This is a genomic window from Candidatus Pyrohabitans sp., assembly GCF_054014795.1.
In genome coordinates this window covers 1-14,585 of sequence record NZ_JBPMGE010000078.1, presented here as the reverse complement: position 1 = coordinate 14,585, position 14,585 = coordinate 1, and the positions used below count along the sequence as shown (strand labels likewise).

Sequence of the window (14,585 nt, the reverse complement as noted above, 5' to 3'; positions counted from 1 at the left end):
CCACTTTTATTAATGGTAGTATAAAAGCCTTTCGCCAGTGCACCGGAAAAGTATTCGGCGTACATATTTGCTCACCGCGAACCTCGTCGATTCACAGGTATCTCTCGGGCTGGTCATGCAATCTTCTATTCTTCTATTATAGGGAAAGAGAAGCATGCCACCGTGAGGCGCTGAAACCAGAAGAAGCCGAATTCTGGAAACAATCTAATAAAAGCGAACATTTCTGGATGGAGTGATTTTGCTATCTCTGGCCACACATCACAATCAGTGGGCTGCTGCATAGACTCCAGGGACGTTCAATGAGATAGTGAGGGAGGTTACATGCAGAATTGGCTAGGTTCTAGAGTTAATTCGCCAAAAATAATTGCAACTCTTCTAACAAAAATCAAAGAAGGAAGGAGGAGGATTTACTCCTCCTCGCCGGGCCCGCCCTCCGGACCTTTGGTCTCGCCGCTGGCTGCAATAACATCGTCGATGCGCAGTATCATCACTGCAACCTCGCTGGCACTGTCTATAGCCTGGCTCTTCACCGAGAGTGGCTCCACTATGCCCTCGGCGAGCATATCCTTCACCTCCCCCTCATACACGTCCAGACCATAGTGGTAGCCCTTCTCAGCCTTCTCGTGCTTTGCGCGCAGGGCTACGACCATGTCTATCGGGTCCAGGCCTGCGTTCTCTGCCAGGGCGCGCGGAATGACCTCAAGCGCATCGGCGAAGGCTTCAATGGCGAGCTGCTCGCGTCCGCCGACGGTCTTGGCATAGTCGCGCAGTCGCAGCGCAAGCTCTATCTCGGGAGCGCCGCCACCAGCGAGCACCTTGCCGTCGTGTATGGCAGCGGGCACCACACCAAGGCAGTCCTCAAGGGCGCGCTCCACCTCGTCCACAATGTGCTCAGTGCCGCCGCGTATAAGTATTGTCACGCTCTTGGGGTCCTTGCACTCACGCACAAACACCATCTCGTCGTCGCCTATCTTGACCTCCTCCACTATGCCAGCGTAGCCCAGGTCTTCGCTGCTCAGGTCGTCGATGTTCGTAACGATGGTGGCGCCCGTCGCCTTGGCCAGCTTCTCCATGTCGCTCTTCTTCACCCTGCGTACAGCAAAGAGACCCTCTTTGGCAAGGTAGTGCTGCGCCAGGTCGTCGATGCCCTTCTGACAGAAGAGCACACTGGCGCCGCTGCTCTTGATCTTCTCCACCATATCGCGAAGCATGCGCTCCTCTTCGTCGATGAAGGCCTTGAGCTGGTTCGGGTCTGTGATGCGGATCTCGGCATCGAACTCGGTCTTCTCAATCTCCAGCGGTGCGTTTATCAGCGCAATCTTTGCATCCTTCACCTTGCGGGGCATCCCGGGGTGAACCCTCTCCTTGTCTACAACGATGCCGTTGATCAGCTCGGTATCCTCCACTGCACCGCCCTCTTTTTTCTCGAGTTTTATGTCGTCTGTATCTATGATGTACCTGCCGTTCTCCTCCTCTGCCACTGCTCGCACAGCCTTAACCACCAGCTCTGCAAGGTACTCCTTGGAGAGCTCTGCGCCCTTGCCGGTCATGGCTGTCTTGGCAATCTTCTTCAGGAATTCATCGTCCTTCACATCTATGGGCTCGGCTATCTCCTCAAGAACCTCCTGGGCCTTCTCTGCAGCCATGCGGTAGCCGTTGGCGATTATGGTGGGATGCACATCCTGGTCCAGAAGGTCTTCTGCGTTTTTAAGGAGCTCGCCCGCAATCACCACCGCTGTGGTTGTGCCGTCTCCGACCTCGTTCTCCTGAGTCTTGGCCACCTCCACCATCATCTTCGCAGTGGGGTGCTCCACGTCCATCTCCTTGAGTATCGTTGCACCGTCGTTGGTCACAACCACGTCGCCTATGGTGTCGACGAGCATCTTGTCCATGCCCTTCGGTCCAAGTGTGCTCTTTACCGCCTCTGCGATGACGCGCGCCACCATTATGTTGGTGCGCTGTGCATCCCTGCCGCGTGTGCGCTGTGTTCCCTCTTTCAGTATCAACACAGGTGTTCCACCAAGCTGTGCAGGCTGTGCAGCCATCTTGTTCCACCTCCTTTAAATTTTACTTTTTATGGGATATAACCCCTAAAATTTACACTAAGCCTCGGGAGGGCCTCGTTATGCTCAGCGATTAGATTATCCTCAGTTACCGTGGTAAAAAATTTTAGTAACCATTTGTTAGGAAAGTAGGGGGAGCGTCCCTTTTATGAGGGTTTTATGGTCTGTGTTCGGGTGGCTCGTGGGGTATGCAGTGAGCATTGTCCTCAAAGGTTATAGTTGCGAGTGAGATTTTTGGCCTGGGTAGAGACGGTGCAGGGGAGGCTGAAAGGGATGAAATACGTTTATGTAGGTTTTACTTCCTCTTTTTCAGCATCCTCTTAAATTCCTCAACAGTTAAATCGGCATCTCTGATAATACTCTTAACTACCTTTGGATGTAGAATTTTTCCGAAATGGTATGGTACCGAATTCGCACACCTTTATCATTCTTGTAAATCTTATGACTCCCACTCTGCCTCACAAGGTGAAAGCCAAGCTTTTCAATTACCCTTATGACTTCTCTGGCAGTCACCCTCGGAAGTTTTTCACTCATACCGTAACTTCCACCGCTGCTAGGTTTATCATCTCAACTCTAGGGATCTCCTCCCCCTCTTCCAGTCTGTCTTTAATATGAAGTTTTATTGCATCTTTAATGTTCTCCAAGACCTCTTCATAGGTGTCTCCTTGTGTATAGCATCCCTGCAACTCAGGACAGTAGGCAAAATATCCATCCTTGTCCTTCTCTATCACCACAGAAACCTTGTAAACAGGCATCTCTCTTCCACCTCAATAATTTCTGTTAAACTAACATGATAATGGTTTGTCAGTTTCTTAGGAGGTTAACAAAACCTTTTTATCCTCTCGCCTCGAAGCTACCTGCGGTGATAATTATGGAAGGTTCACGAATCCCGGGCTTCTACAAGCTTCCGCCGCAGGAGAGGCTGGAGAAGGTCAGGAGCCTCGCATCCCTGGGCGAGGAGGAGGTTGAGGCTATCGCAAAGCACGGTTCGCTTGCCATAACCCAAGCTGACCGCATGATTGAGAACGTCATAGGCACCTTTGAACTTCCTCTGGGCATAGCCACCAACTTTCTGATAGACGGCAAAGACTACCTCATACCCATGGCCATAGAGGAGCCCAGCGTCGTCGCTGCCGCCAGCAACGCCGCGAAGATGGCCCGCGCAGGTGGAGGCTTTGTGACCAATGCAACGCCGCCTGTAATGATAGGGCAGGTGCAGCTCTGCGGCGTCGAGGACCCCTACGCCGCGAGGATGGAGATTCTGAATATCAGGGATGAGATAATAGCCAAAGCCAACGAGCAGGACCCAATACTGGTAAAGCTGGGCGGTGGATGCAGGGACATTGAGGTTCGCGTCGTCGAGTCAAAGCTCGGACCGATGGTGGTCACCCACCTGCTGGTGGACTGCCGCGACGCAATGGGCGCTAACGCGGTTAATACAATGGCGGAGGCGGTGGCTCCGCTCATAGAGCGCGCCACAGGCGGGAAGGTCTACCTGCGCATAATCTCCAACCTCGCCACTCTACGCCTGGCGAGGGCAAAGGCTGTTTTTAAAGCCGAAGCCATAGGTGGCGAGGAGGTGGTGGAGGGCGTGCTCAATGCCTATGCCTTTGCCGAGGCGGACCCCTTCCGCTGCGCCACCCACAACAAGGGTATAATGAATGGTGTCTCTGCTGTGGTGCTCGCCACCGGCAACGACACCCGCGCCGTAGAAGCTGGGGCACATGCATATGCTGCACTTCGCGGGTACAAACCGCTAACCACCTATGAGGAGAACCGCGACGGCGACCTGGTGGCGACGATTGAGCTTCCAGTCGCCGTTGGCTTGGTGGGCGGTGCCACGGCGTCGCATCCCGTGGCAAAGGCGTGTGTTAAGATTCTCGGTGTCAAAACCGCCCAAGAGCTTGCGCGGGTGATTGCAGCAGTTGGGCTGGCCCAGAACTTCGCCGCCCTTCGCGCTCTGGCAACAGAGGGAATACAGCGGGGGCACATGGAGCTACATGCTCGCAACATAGCGGTGATGGCAGGCGCCAAGGGTGAGGAGGTCGATGCTGTGGCAGAGGTTCTCGTAAAAGAGCGCAGGATACGCGTTGACCGCGCAAAAGAGGTGCTGGAAGAGATAAGGAAGCTCTAGCTCTCCTTTTACACGTTATCAATAGCTTAAAAAACCATGAGCCTGGAAACTCTTCAGCAGAAGTGGCTGGCGACCATGGATATGCTGGTTGAGCTCAGCCGCGAGAAGTTCCGTGCACCCAGAGCGAGTGAGCTTCTGAGGCATGCCCGCAGCATGATAAACGAAGCCTCGCTCAACCGCGCCGCCGACGAGCACTTCCTCTTAGATGTCGAGCGTCTGCTGGAGGAGGCGCAGCGTGAGATATTTGTTGTCGCCCAGCCTCTCGGCGATGAATTTCTGATGCGCTGGAGCGGCACCTTTAAGCGCATAGACGCTGGGGAAAGCTACGGAGAGTACCGTTTCAACGCCTCGCGCTTCTATCCCCGCTTACCCAGAACGAGGAAGTGGGTACGGATAAAGCAGCCCTCAAGCTTAACGCCGCGAAGGCTGCTGGAAATCTCCCAAAGCTACGATGTGAAGATAAAGCGCCACGGAAAGGGACACTTAATAATAGTCGGCGAGGGAGAGGCGATTAAGCGTGCTCTCGCCGAGGTGGTGCCGTACCTGAAGGGCGAGAAGTAGTATGATAATCGACAGCCATGCGCATTTCACTCCGGAGGGCAAGCTGAGCAGGCTTGAGAGGGAAGCGGCAGGGGAGTATCTTCTGGCCACCGGCTTAAAGGTCACCCGCTACGGCAGTGTGGAGGACCTCCTGAAGGAGATGGGGAAACATGGCATAACCAGGGCGGTGCTCATGCCGGTTGCTGCCTCAACCTCACTGCGCGAGGCAGAGAGGCTCAATAACCTGGTTGCAAAGGCGGCGAGGGGTAACAGTGCCCTCATACCCTTCGCCTCTGTCAATCCGCGCTGCGAGGGTGCGGTGGAGGAGCTGGACCGCGCCGTGGCAGAGCTAGGTCTGCGGGGCGTGAAGCTCAATGCCAACCTCCAGGACTTTACCTTCGGCGACGATGAAGTATGGACGCTCTTTGAGGCTGTGGAACATCTTCGCATCCCTGTGTTTATCCACTCCGGATTTACCGTGGGAATGGAGAAGAACAACTTCTCACCCGAAGAGGTGAATGAGCTAATCTCAAGCTTCCCCCGCGTTACATTCATCTTTGCCCACATGGGGAGGCACAGGAGCAGAGAGGACCTGCCCAGCGTCATGCCAGAGCCAAATGTATACCTCGAAACCTCCCACGCGCCGGGTGAGGTTATTCTTCGAGCAATAGAAATCTCCGGCGCAGACAGGATAATCTTCGGCTCAGACTTCAGGTACAACTTCTACCCCGGTTATGAGATTGAGAAGCTAACTGCGCTCCCGCTGAATGAGGAGGAGAGGCATCGCATATTCTACGCCAACGCCGCAAGGCTGTTCGGAATAGGGAAAAAGGGCTTTCTACCATCACTGCTCCGAAGGCGCTAGTACTTCCTCCTTATAAGAAACTCTGTGAGCACCTCTATCTTCTCCACGGCCTCATTTTTTATCCCTGCCGCGTGAAGTTCCTTCAGGGCCTCGCTCTCATACTTCTCCGCCATTTTTGTGGTGTATTCCTTCGCCCCGGTACTTTCCAGAATTTCAAGCACCCTCTCCACGTCCTCACAGGTGAGCCTTTCCTTTGCGTAGGTCTCGGTGAGGATTTTTTTGTCCTCCTGCGATGCCCTGTCAAAGGCGTAAATCACAGGTAAGGTTTTCTTACGGTTGCGGATGTCGCTTGCCTTGGGCTTCCCTGTCTTATCCTCCCAGATGCCTATGATGTCATCGATTATCTGGAAGGCGATGCCTATCTTTCGCCCGAAGTTTCTGAAGTGCTGTATAACCTCCTCGTCCCGCGTTGCGAGGATTGCTCCTATGTAGGTGCTCGCCTCGATGAGCGCAGCCGTCTTTCGCGAAATCATATCCAGATAGCTGGCGACATCTATGTCCATGCGCTCCTCAAAGCTCATGTCCAGGTACTGTCCCTCACAGAGTTCCATTATGGTTTTGTTGAGTATCGCCAGGACATTCACTATATTCTCATCTGTGACATTGTACTCGCGGAGGCGAAGCGCAGCCAGGTTCGCCAGCACATGCATCCCATCACCTGCGTTTATGGCGTGGGGTATGCCGAAGAGCTTCCACAGCGTGGGGCGATGCCTGCGCTCCTCGTCCATATCCTCTATATCGTCGTGGATTAGCGAGAAGTTGTGAATTAGCTCAATCGCCGCCGCTGCCGGGAGCGCTTTGTTGTAGACTCCAGCCAGAGCCTTGTAGGTGAGCAGGCACAGCGTGGGACGAAAGCGTTTGCCGCGGTACTGCTTCGCCGGCTTCAGCGATTCGTCCAGCCAGCCGAGGTGGTACTCCATCATCTCGTAGAGGCGGCGGGGCTCATTGCGCTGGAGAAAAACAGCCTTTATTTCCCTGTCAATCATACCAATGTGATCTGCAAGAATATCCTCAGCGCGCATTGCCACACCTTCAAAAGCTGGCTTAGCTTTGGCCTTGGATAATAAAAAGATTTCCCCCAGGCACACTTTCTCTGCGCTCCTGGAAAAAGCGTCCAATGCGACCAGCTCATCCCATTATCGCGATTTTAGAGTTACCTATCTTCAGTAAACACAACAATGTGCACGGGTGCAGCATTGACTCTGACCCTGGTGCCCCGCTCCACCAGGAGGGTGGAGGCACAGCTGCTGTGCACCAGCTTGCCAGAGGCTAATCTCAGGGAATACAGATTCTCAGAGCCTTTGAATTCCCTGTCCTCTACCACCCCATTGCCCCTTTCATCCGGGGTGAAGGTTATGTCGTCAGGTCTTATCATGAGCTGAACCCTGGTACCCGTCGCAAAGGGAGTGTTATTGGGAAAAACCCCCAGCTCGGTTACTATACCGTGCTTTTCCACGATGCCTTTTATGAAGTCCGCCTGACCTACAAAATCGGCGACGAAGCGGGTGGAGGGGAAGTGGTAGACCTCTTCGGGCGTACCTATCTGCTCTATCCTGCCCGAATTCATCACAGCCACGCGGTCGGCCATGGAGAATGCCTCCTCCTGGTCGTGAGTGACCAGTACCGCCGTGGTTTTTGCCCTTCGCAGGATGTTGAGCACTTCGCCGCGCATTTTGGCACGCAGGTCGGGGTCGAGGTTGCTGAAGGGCTCATCCAACAGTACAACCGCCGGGGATGGGGCAAGGGCCCTGGCAAGGGCGACGCGCTGCTGCTGACCGCCGGAAAGCTGATGGGGATAGCGCTCCTCAAAACTTTTCAAGCCCACAAGTTCCAGCATCTTATGTACTATCTCTTCTTTATTGGAAGTATTTCTCAAACCGAAGGCGACGTTCTCTCCGACGGTAAGATGCGGGAAAAGGGCATATTCCTGAAATACCATCCCCACATTCCTGTCCTCCGGCGGAATGCCTGCAACAACCTTTCCGTCTATTACTATCTCCCCCTCATCCTGCCTGTCAAAACCTGCAATCAAACGAAGAGTTGTGGTCTTTCCGCATCCACTTGGCCCCAGGATGGCGAATATTTCACCTCTTCTCACCTCAAAAGAAATATTCTTCACGGCTTCCTGGCGACCGTAGCTTTTTGTGACATTTTCCAGCTTCAGTATTACTTTATACATTATTATTCACCCTTCCATTTTGGCTCCTGGGAGAGTATAATTACTATGGTGAGTGCAGACACTGCAATCAGCAGTACTGAAGCGGCAGCGGCCTGGGCGAAGAACACATCCTCAGTGGCAGACCATACCCTCGTGGCCAGAGTTGAAAATCCTATGGGAGCCAGAAGAAGCGTGGCTGGCAGTTCCTTCATTGTGGAAAGGAAAACCAGGGCAGAGCCCGTCAAAATACCGGGGCGCGTCAGGGGGACGACAACAAGGCGCAGCGTCTGCCAGGCGTTGCTGCCCAGACTTCGGGCCGCCTCCTCCATGCGGGGATTTAGCTGCAACAGGGAGGAGCGTACTGTACCCACCGCCTGAGGGATAAAAAGAACCATGTAGGCGAAGATGAGCATCGCCATCGATTGATATAGCGGGGTTCCAGCTCCAAAGAATACCAGCGATAGGGCTACCACTATACCCGGCATTGCAAAGCCTATGTAGGTGCTCTGCTCTATAAGTTTGCTCAGCGGGCTGGGATACCTCACCGCAATCACCGCCACTATCAGCGCTGCAGGAATAACCGCAAGAGCTGCCAGACTGGAGACCAGAGCAGAGTTGAGGGCAAGATGAAAAATTGAGTTGAAAGCTTCTCCAGCCATAACTCCGCGGATGAGCCAGTAGGCAATCACACTTAAGGGTAAAATCAGCGCCAACCCTACCACTGAGATGCAGAATGCAAGCGCTATCCAGCGCCACTTTCCCAGGGCAATTAGTTTGGGTTTTCGCCTCACACCGGCGCTGGTGGAGTAATAGCTAACCCTGCGAACCCTCTGTTCCAGATACACCAGGAGCGCCGCAACCATTACAAGTAAAACAGAGAGAACTGCCGCCATGCTGCGGTCGAAGGTGGACTGATATTGAATGTATATAACCCGGGTGAATGAATCGAAGCGCATTAGCGAAGGCGTGCCAAAATCGCTAAGAGAATAAAGCGCAACCAGCAGTGTCCCGGCGGCAATAGAAGGCTTTAGGAGCGGCAGGACAACCCGGAGGAAGGTTTCTCGCCGAGCATATCCCAGGCTCTGGGCCACCTCCTCCAGTGCAGGGTCAAGGCCGTACAGGGCGGAGCGCACACTCAGCAGAATGTAGGGATAGGTGAAAAGGGTTAGGGACAGCACTGCACCCGGAAACCCGTAGATTGAGGGTAACTGCTCCACTCCCAGAGGGGAGAGCAGATTTTGAATTATGCTTCCGCGAGGAGCAAGCGCCGAGATTAAGGCAAAGCTTCCCACATAACTGGGGATTGCCAGGGGTAATATGGTTGCAACACTCCAGAAGCGTCGGGCTGGCAAATCGGTTCTTACCGTCAGAAAAGCCAGAGGCACGGCGATCATAGCCGAGAAGGTTGTGACAGCAAGGGCGAGAAACAGGCTGTTGACAAACACCTGCACTGTACGTTTGTGTGTTAACAGGCTTAAGGCCTTCTCCCCAGCGCTTGATGTGTGTATCAGCAGGTAGGTGAGGGGGAGAAGCATAGCTGCCAGAATTAAGATAGCCCCAAATAAGAGGGGGAAGGGAGGGAGCCCCCCCACCTTCCTGGAGAGTGTGTCTCTGACTTTCATCCTCTTTCCTTTACAAGGCTCCTACGTCCTGGAGCAGTTTCACTGTCCCTTCGAGGTCCCACAGGTCGTTGAGGTCGATGTCCGGAGTTTCAATTTCGGAAAGGCTTTTTTGAGGCCCTACTACATCTATGCCCTCCACAAGGGGATACTCGTAGGTCTCTGTTGCAAAGTAGCGCTGGGTATCTTCGCTGAGCATATATTTAATGAAAAGCTCTGCCAGTTCCCTGTCTTTTGCTGTATCCAGCATTGCAAGACCCGCAATGTTGACAAGTGCCCCGGCGTCGCCCCTGGTGTAGTGGTGCGCTACCGGAAAACCAGGGTCCTCTGCCTGGAAGCGGTGGAGGTAGTAGTTGTTCACAAAGCCAACCTGTATTTCTCCCCTGCCAAGGGCAGCCACTATCGGGGTATTCTTGGGGTAGACCTGGGGCTTGTTGGCAATAATCCCTTCCAGCCACTCCCTCGTCCTGTCCTCACCCTCGAGCACCCTGAAGGCGGTGACAAAGGCCTGGAAGGAGCCATTTGTTGGCGCCCATCCTATCTTTTCCCTGCCCCATTTGGGCTCTGTGAACTCCCAGATGGACTCCGGGAGGTCCTCCTTCTTTACCAGGTTTATGTTGTAGTCCACTGTTCTGGCTCTGCCCGTGATGCCGAGCCAGTCCCTATCCCGGGAGCGGAAGCGGGGGTCGACCTTCTCCAGCAGCACATCATCTATCTTCAGGAACCTGCCGTTTCTTGAAAGGTAACCCAGAGCTCCGGCGTCCTGTGCCCAGTAGAGGTCTGCGGGGCTGTTTTTGCCCTCCTCTAAAATGGCGGCCGCAAGTTCAGAGGTTTTTCCATAGCGCACCTTTACCTTTATGCCAGTATCTCTCTGGAATTTCTCTATTAAAGGGCCTACCAGGGACTCTCCACGCCCTGAATATACTGTAAGCTCCTTCCCTGCCGCCTTATCGCTCTCCCCCACTATGCAGCCAAGGGCTGTGAAGCTCAAAGCTGCCGCACCCGTATACTTTATGAATGTGCGTCTGTTCATGTTCATTCTGTGCACCTCCTTTGTATTAGGCTTGCCTAATTAGGCATTCCTAATCATGACTTAAATAGTTTTTCCCAAATTTTGCTTCAAACCACAGACAACTTATTTCAGGTGTGGTGTCAACTACATTGATAGGTGTTGCCTTTGCGAAGAAGATTCTACTACCGCTGCGCACTCAAGCAGGCCAGAGTGTACATGGCGCAAAGGGTTGTGCTGGGTTTCAACGTCAATGTGGATGCGGTGAAACTTGCAAAACCGGGAGAGCTCGACGAGCTTGAGCTGCCCTCTGAACTTAACCCGCTGAGAGAATGCGCCTTAACAGGGGAGCAGCGCGAGGTTGTGGTGGGCAGAAGGACACTGGATTTCCTTCTCGAAAATCTGGGCTATGACTTCTTGGCAATAGGCGGACAGGGCGGACAGGCGGCACTGGCAGCCTCACGTCTGGGTGTTGAGAGCTATCTTCACCTGGCCAGAGGGTGCAGGCTGATAGGTGAGCTTCTGGATGAGCACGTGCTGGTGGCGAGCAGGGAGGGCTTTGTACCTGTGCGAGAGCTTGAGGAGGAGTGTATGCCCGCGATGCACTATGTGATAGAGCTTAAGAGAGGCGATTCCCACTTTGGCAGCATTGTGCCAGAGGCTACGCGCTTTATCGCCTCCTATGACCCGCCAGTGGCTGAGCTGAGGATAGACAGGAAGTTTGTGGAGCTTATGCGGGATGAAATTAAGGGCATAACAAAGGGCGTGATTTCGGGTTTTCATTTAACCAGCCCTGAGTACGCCGGAAGGGTGAGGGAGGTGGAGAGGATTATAGAGGAGTGGAGGGAGCTAAACCCCGGACTCTTCCTTCACCTGGAGATGGCGCAGTACCACAGCCAGCGCGTTCTGCGCGAAGTTAAGCGCCGCCTTTTTCCTCTCATGGACAGTGTGTGCTTCGACGAGGGAGAACTTTACCAGCTAACCGGCGAGGCTCAGCTAATCCCGGCGCTTGAGGTCGCCGCCGGCTATGCCGAGCGGGTGGTGCTTCACACTTCGCACTACTCCCTCTGCCTGAGCGACGACTACCCAAAGCAGATCAGGGCAGCACTGCAGTTCGGTTCTCTGCTCGCAGCCTACAGGGCAAAGTACGGCAGGCCCCCGGGCATGGGCGAGCTTGAGCGCTTCTCTCCGCCAAGGCCGTGTCGCCCTGGGATAGAGGCGAGAAGGGAGCTTATGAGGCACAGCTTTGAGAAGGGCCTGGTGGTTGTGCCGGCGCTTTATGTGGAAAACCCGGAGGCAACCGTAGGGCTGGGAGACACCTTCGCCCTGGGGTTTACGCTGGTTGTCTGAGACTTATAAAGCACCTGACCGCCACCTGAGCACGGCCCTTGCAAGCAGGCGCGCCACCCTGAGAGGCTCCGGCACCGAGCCCTGGAGGGTGAAGAGGTTCAGGGCATGCCTTACCTCGTGCGGTTCAAGCCCGCGGTAGCGCACAAAGACCCTGTAGCCCGTGTTAAGCTTGAGCTCACTGCGCCCGCCGAGACGCCGGTAAATCTCCAGTCTGGCTTCTGCGTCGCTGAACTCACGCAGGTACTTTTCCAGACCAGAGCTCTCCTCATAGGTAACGCAGATTACAGGCCTGGCAAGGGTTTCATAAACCCTGTCCAGGTCTATCAGATTGAAGAGGCTTATGATGCAGCCGTTCAGCATAATAAGATTGATATCCCGCCGCCCAAGCTGCCTATATATATCAATCACACCCTGTGTGGCATCGAGGCCCCGGAGGGTCACCTCAGCAAAGCCAAAGCCGTCCACCTGCAGGTCGCCGCGCATGACCACGCCTGCAAGCACAGCTCTGTTGCGCTGCTTTACAAAGCTCTCAGCTATGCCAAGAGCACGAAGCCCCCGCTTGAAGAAGTGCAGCGCCATAAATCTAATTTGTCGGTGCGCTTATATACGCCTTATCCCTCAGCGGTTACAGGTAATCTCCCACCTCTCTCCTGAGCTCTCCGAGGGTTGTGAACCTCTCTGCCAAGGCATTGTGCTGGTGTATGCTCTCAAGGCTCTCACTCTTCGCATACACCAGGGTGTCATCTGAGAGGTGGGGAAACCTCTCAAGGGTGTTTACAAGGATTTTACGCACAGTATCCTCGACGAAGTTCGGGTTGAGATGGGCGCGGTAGACCACCTCCACCTCATCTTCGCGCTTGAGCACCTCGTAAAGGCGGGAGCTCATGGAGCGCTCAAGTATGTCTATAAGCCCGTCCACATCTATTTGCCCCCTCTCGGCAACGCTGAGCATAAGCGTTGAGATGTTGCGCTGGTTGTGGCTCGCCACGGGCACAGAGCTGAATATCCTCTCTATCTCAGCGTCTGAGAACTCCCTCTTCAGCTTTTCCCGCGTCTTTTCCACCAGTCCCTCATGTGCGCAGGGGCAGGCTGTTATCCCGGTTACCTCCGCGCCCAGCATGGGCGTAATTTTTCCATCCTCGAGCATTGCCCTTGCAAGAATCTGGTACATCTCCTGGGTTTCCTGTTTTGTTATGGGGGTGTGCCTGAACACTATGTACTCGGCGCGCATCTCCACGCGGGCGCGCTCAATCTCGAGCAGGGATTTATGGATCTGCTTTAGCGCAAGCATGGGAAGCTCCTCGGGTGAGGAGATACCCTTCGCCACGACCTCATCTATGGCGGAGGTTACCACCTCCTGCACCTTGTGCACCTGCATCCGTGCGGGTGGATAGAGAAAAACCTCTATCCTGGGCAGAAGCACCACCACCCTGCCCTGCCTGTGAAGCTCTACAAGGCGCTCTATTCCCTGAAATCCCAGGAGATATTCCATAAAAATCGACGTAGGCGAGGCGGTTAACCTCTACAAAAATTAACCAAGGCGCGTCGCCGGGATAACGCCTGAGCGGAGAGCATGGTCCGCCAGTGTAAGAGCGAGCATCGCCTCGCATACGGGCACCACTCTGGGCACTATACACGGGTCGTGCCTTCCCCTGACCCTTATTGTTGTCTCCTCAAGGGTGCGCAGGTCAACTGTGCGCTGCTCCTTTGCTATGCTGGACGTAGGCTTAACAGCAACTCTGGCTACGATGGGCATGCCCGTGGATATCCCGCCGAGCACACCGCCGGCGTTGTTGCTCCTGCTCCTTATCTTTTCACCCTCCACATAGAACTCGTCGTTGTTCTCGGAGCCCCTTCGCCGGGCCGCCGCGAAGCCAGAGCCTATCTCCACGCCCTTCACTGCACCTATGCTCATCAATGCCTTTGCTATGTCGGCGTCGAGCTTGTCAAACACGGGTTCGCCCAGTCCCGGGGGTACATTGAGAGCCATAACCTCCACCACACCACCGACGGAGTCGCCCTCCTGCTTTGCCTTGAGTATCTTCTCCTCCATCTCTCTGGCCTTTGCGGGGTCAGCACAGCGCACGCTGTTTCTTTCTGGATTTTTCCGGATGTCTTCAAGGCTTACCTCTCCTGCGCGCACCCCGGCGATTTCCACGGTGTGGGCGAGTATCTCAACACCCCTTGTGCCCAGGAGCTTCTTGGCTATGGCCCCGGCTGCAACTCTGGCGAGAGTCTCCCTTCCAGAGGCCCTGCCACCGCCGCGGTGGTCCCTGTGCCCGTACTTGAGGAAGTATGTTAAATCAGCATGTCCGGGGCGGGGCTTGAATCTCAGCTCCTCATATACCGAAGAGTCGTATTCCCTGTTGTATACCACCATTGCTACCGGCGCGCCTGTGGTTTTTCCCTCGAAAATTCCAGAGAGAATCTGCACACGGTCTTCTTCTCTTCTCGGAGTGGTGACGGCACTCTGCCCCGGCTTTCGCCTGTCCAGTTCGCACTGTATATCAGCCTCGCTCAGCTCCAGCATCGCAGGGCAGCCGTCCACAATCACACCCACCGCTTTACCATGGCTCTCGCCGAAGGTGGTCACTCTGAAGGCTCTGCCGAAGGTGTTTCCGGGCATATTACTCCTTCTCCTCCTCCACCTTTTATATGTTTGCTTCTCGCTGCTCTGCCGCCTATAACTATAAAATAGCGGTATCGTAGATACCGCAATATGATGATGGTGGCTAGAACGAGCGAAGCGAGTCTCGTCATGTAACCCGAGAGCAACTGTCTGCAGTTGCTGATCAAACTTTCTGAAGTTTGCGCAACCACAGTTGGTTGCATCCACATAATGTGGTA

General features: G+C 54.5%; 16 protein-coding genes. 5 read left to right on the top strand and 11 right to left on the bottom strand.

The window, feature by feature from the left end; genetic code table 11:
• Positions 1-236 (top strand): hypothetical protein (locus ACXJJW_RS08265; RefSeq protein ID WP_456475266.1); only part of this gene is annotated, 236 nt, incomplete at its 5' end.
• A gap of 171 nt (positions 237-407) precedes the next feature.
• Here ACXJJW_RS08265 and thsB read toward each other — a convergent pair.
• The 3 genes from thsB to ACXJJW_RS08250 form a co-directional block, all read right to left on the bottom strand.
• A complete protein-coding gene (gene thsB, locus ACXJJW_RS08260) occupies positions 408-2,045 on the bottom strand; it encodes a thermosome subunit beta (protein WP_456475265.1) in 1,638 nt (545 codons plus the stop codon).
• A 384-nt stretch (positions 2,046-2,429) separates the two neighbouring features.
• A complete protein-coding gene (locus ACXJJW_RS08255; RefSeq protein ID WP_456475264.1) occupies positions 2,430-2,597 on the bottom strand; it encodes a type II toxin-antitoxin system HicA family toxin in 168 nt (55 codons plus the stop codon).
• Entirely contained in the window at positions 2,594-2,818 is a 225-nt protein-coding gene (locus ACXJJW_RS08250) for a type II toxin-antitoxin system HicB family antitoxin (RefSeq protein ID WP_456475263.1), read from the bottom strand. Before ACXJJW_RS08250 ends, ACXJJW_RS08255 begins: the two co-directional genes overlap by 4 nt.
• A gap of 116 nt (positions 2,819-2,934) precedes the next feature.
• Here ACXJJW_RS08250 and ACXJJW_RS08245 point away from each other — a divergent pair, with 116 nt between their 5' ends.
• The 3 genes from ACXJJW_RS08245 to ACXJJW_RS08235 are packed head-to-tail and all read left to right on the top strand — an operon-like array spanning position 2,935 to position 5,602.
• Entirely contained in the window at positions 2,935-4,197 is a 1,263-nt protein-coding gene (locus tag ACXJJW_RS08245; RefSeq protein WP_456475268.1) for a hydroxymethylglutaryl-CoA reductase, degradative, read from the top strand.
• Between the two features lie 36 nt (positions 4,198-4,233).
• Complete coding sequence (locus ACXJJW_RS08240) at positions 4,234-4,758, top strand: hypothetical protein (protein ID WP_456475262.1); 525 nt, start codon at positions 4,234-4,236, stop codon at positions 4,756-4,758.
• Between the two features lies 1 nt (position 4,759).
• Positions 4,760-5,602, top strand: a complete 843-nt coding sequence (locus tag ACXJJW_RS08235; protein ID WP_456475261.1) for an amidohydrolase family protein — start codon at positions 4,760-4,762, stop codon at positions 5,600-5,602.
• Here ACXJJW_RS08235 and ACXJJW_RS08230 read toward each other — a convergent pair.
• The 4 genes from ACXJJW_RS08230 to ACXJJW_RS08215 form a co-directional block, all read right to left on the bottom strand.
• Positions 5,599-6,624, bottom strand: a complete 1,026-nt coding sequence (locus ACXJJW_RS08230; protein WP_456475260.1) for a polyprenyl synthetase family protein — start codon at positions 6,622-6,624, stop codon at positions 5,599-5,601. The genes ACXJJW_RS08235 and ACXJJW_RS08230 overlap by 4 nt on opposite strands.
• A 131-nt stretch (positions 6,625-6,755) precedes the next feature.
• The gene (locus tag ACXJJW_RS08225) at positions 6,756-7,781 is read right to left on the bottom strand and encodes an ABC transporter ATP-binding protein (RefSeq protein ID WP_456475259.1); all 1,026 of its coding nucleotides are present in this window, start codon (positions 7,779-7,781) and stop codon (positions 6,756-6,758) included.
• 2 nt (positions 7,782-7,783) lie between these two features.
• Positions 7,784-9,382, bottom strand: coding sequence for an ABC transporter permease (locus ACXJJW_RS08220; protein WP_456475258.1), 1,599 nt, complete (start codon positions 9,380-9,382; stop codon positions 7,784-7,786).
• A gap of 10 nt (positions 9,383-9,392) precedes the next feature.
• Positions 9,393-10,412 (bottom strand): iron ABC transporter substrate-binding protein, encoded by a 1,020-nt coding sequence (locus ACXJJW_RS08215; protein WP_456475267.1) that lies wholly within the window; start codon positions 10,410-10,412, stop codon positions 9,393-9,395.
• A gap of 144 nt (positions 10,413-10,556) precedes the next feature.
• Between ACXJJW_RS08215 and ACXJJW_RS08210 the strand changes: the two genes are divergently transcribed.
• On the top strand, positions 10,557-11,738 hold the full coding sequence (locus ACXJJW_RS08210; protein WP_456475257.1) for an ADP-dependent glucokinase/phosphofructokinase: 1,182 nt from the start codon (positions 10,557-10,559) through the stop codon (positions 11,736-11,738).
• A gap of 3 nt (positions 11,739-11,741) precedes the next feature.
• Here ACXJJW_RS08210 and ACXJJW_RS08205 read toward each other — a convergent pair whose 3' ends face one another.
• The 4 genes from ACXJJW_RS08205 to ACXJJW_RS08190 all read right to left on the bottom strand — a co-directional run.
• Complete coding sequence (locus ACXJJW_RS08205; RefSeq protein ID WP_456475256.1) at positions 11,742-12,317, bottom strand: endonuclease dU; 576 nt, start codon at positions 12,315-12,317, stop codon at positions 11,742-11,744.
• A 46-nt stretch (positions 12,318-12,363) separates the two neighbouring features.
• Positions 12,364-13,230 carry a GTP cyclohydrolase MptA gene (gene mptA / locus ACXJJW_RS08200; RefSeq protein ID WP_456475255.1) on the bottom strand — a complete coding sequence of 289 codons (867 nt, stop codon included), beginning with the start codon at positions 13,228-13,230 and terminating at the stop codon, positions 12,364-12,366.
• A 39-nt stretch (positions 13,231-13,269) separates the two neighbouring features.
• Entirely contained in the window at positions 13,270-14,364 is a 1,095-nt protein-coding gene (gene aroC / locus ACXJJW_RS08195) for a chorismate synthase (protein ID WP_456475254.1), read from the bottom strand.
• The coding region (locus ACXJJW_RS08190) for a hypothetical protein (protein ID WP_456475253.1) at positions 14,328-14,585 on the bottom strand (258 nt) is incomplete at its 5' end. The genes ACXJJW_RS08190 and aroC, both read right to left, overlap by 37 nt.

Excerpts from the sequence above, each read along its gene's own strand:
- thsB (WP_456475265.1), bottom strand. The coding sequence starts at position 2,045 with ATGGCTGCACAGCCTGCACAGCTTGGTGGAACACCTGTGTTGATACTG.
- ACXJJW_RS08255 (WP_456475264.1), bottom strand. The coding sequence starts at position 2,597 with ATGAGTGAAAAACTTCCGAGGGTGACTGCCAGAGAAGTCATAAGGGTA.
- ACXJJW_RS08250 (WP_456475263.1), bottom strand. The coding sequence starts at position 2,818 with ATGCCTGTTTACAAGGTTTCTGTGGTGATAGAGAAGGACAAGGATGGA.
- ACXJJW_RS08245 (WP_456475268.1), top strand. The coding sequence starts at position 2,935 with ATGGAAGGTTCACGAATCCCGGGCTTCTACAAGCTTCCGCCGCAGGAG.
- ACXJJW_RS08240 (WP_456475262.1), top strand. The coding sequence starts at position 4,234 with ATGAGCCTGGAAACTCTTCAGCAGAAGTGGCTGGCGACCATGGATATG.
- ACXJJW_RS08235 (WP_456475261.1), top strand. The coding sequence starts at position 4,760 with ATGATAATCGACAGCCATGCGCATTTCACTCCGGAGGGCAAGCTGAGC.
- ACXJJW_RS08230 (WP_456475260.1), bottom strand. The coding sequence starts at position 6,624 with ATGCGCGCTGAGGATATTCTTGCAGATCACATTGGTATGATTGACAGG.
- ACXJJW_RS08225 (WP_456475259.1), bottom strand. The coding sequence starts at position 7,781 with ATGTATAAAGTAATACTGAAGCTGGAAAATGTCACAAAAAGCTACGGT.
- ACXJJW_RS08220 (WP_456475258.1), bottom strand. The coding sequence starts at position 9,382 with ATGAAAGTCAGAGACACACTCTCCAGGAAGGTGGGGGGGCTCCCTCCC.
- ACXJJW_RS08215 (WP_456475267.1), bottom strand. The coding sequence starts at position 10,412 with ATGAACAGACGCACATTCATAAAGTATACGGGTGCGGCAGCTTTGAGC.
- ACXJJW_RS08205 (WP_456475256.1), bottom strand. The coding sequence starts at position 12,317 with ATGGCGCTGCACTTCTTCAAGCGGGGGCTTCGTGCTCTTGGCATAGCT.
- mptA (WP_456475255.1), bottom strand. The coding sequence starts at position 13,230 with ATGGAATATCTCCTGGGATTTCAGGGAATAGAGCGCCTTGTAGAGCTT.
- aroC (WP_456475254.1), bottom strand. The coding sequence starts at position 14,364 with ATGCCCGGAAACACCTTCGGCAGAGCCTTCAGAGTGACCACCTTCGGC.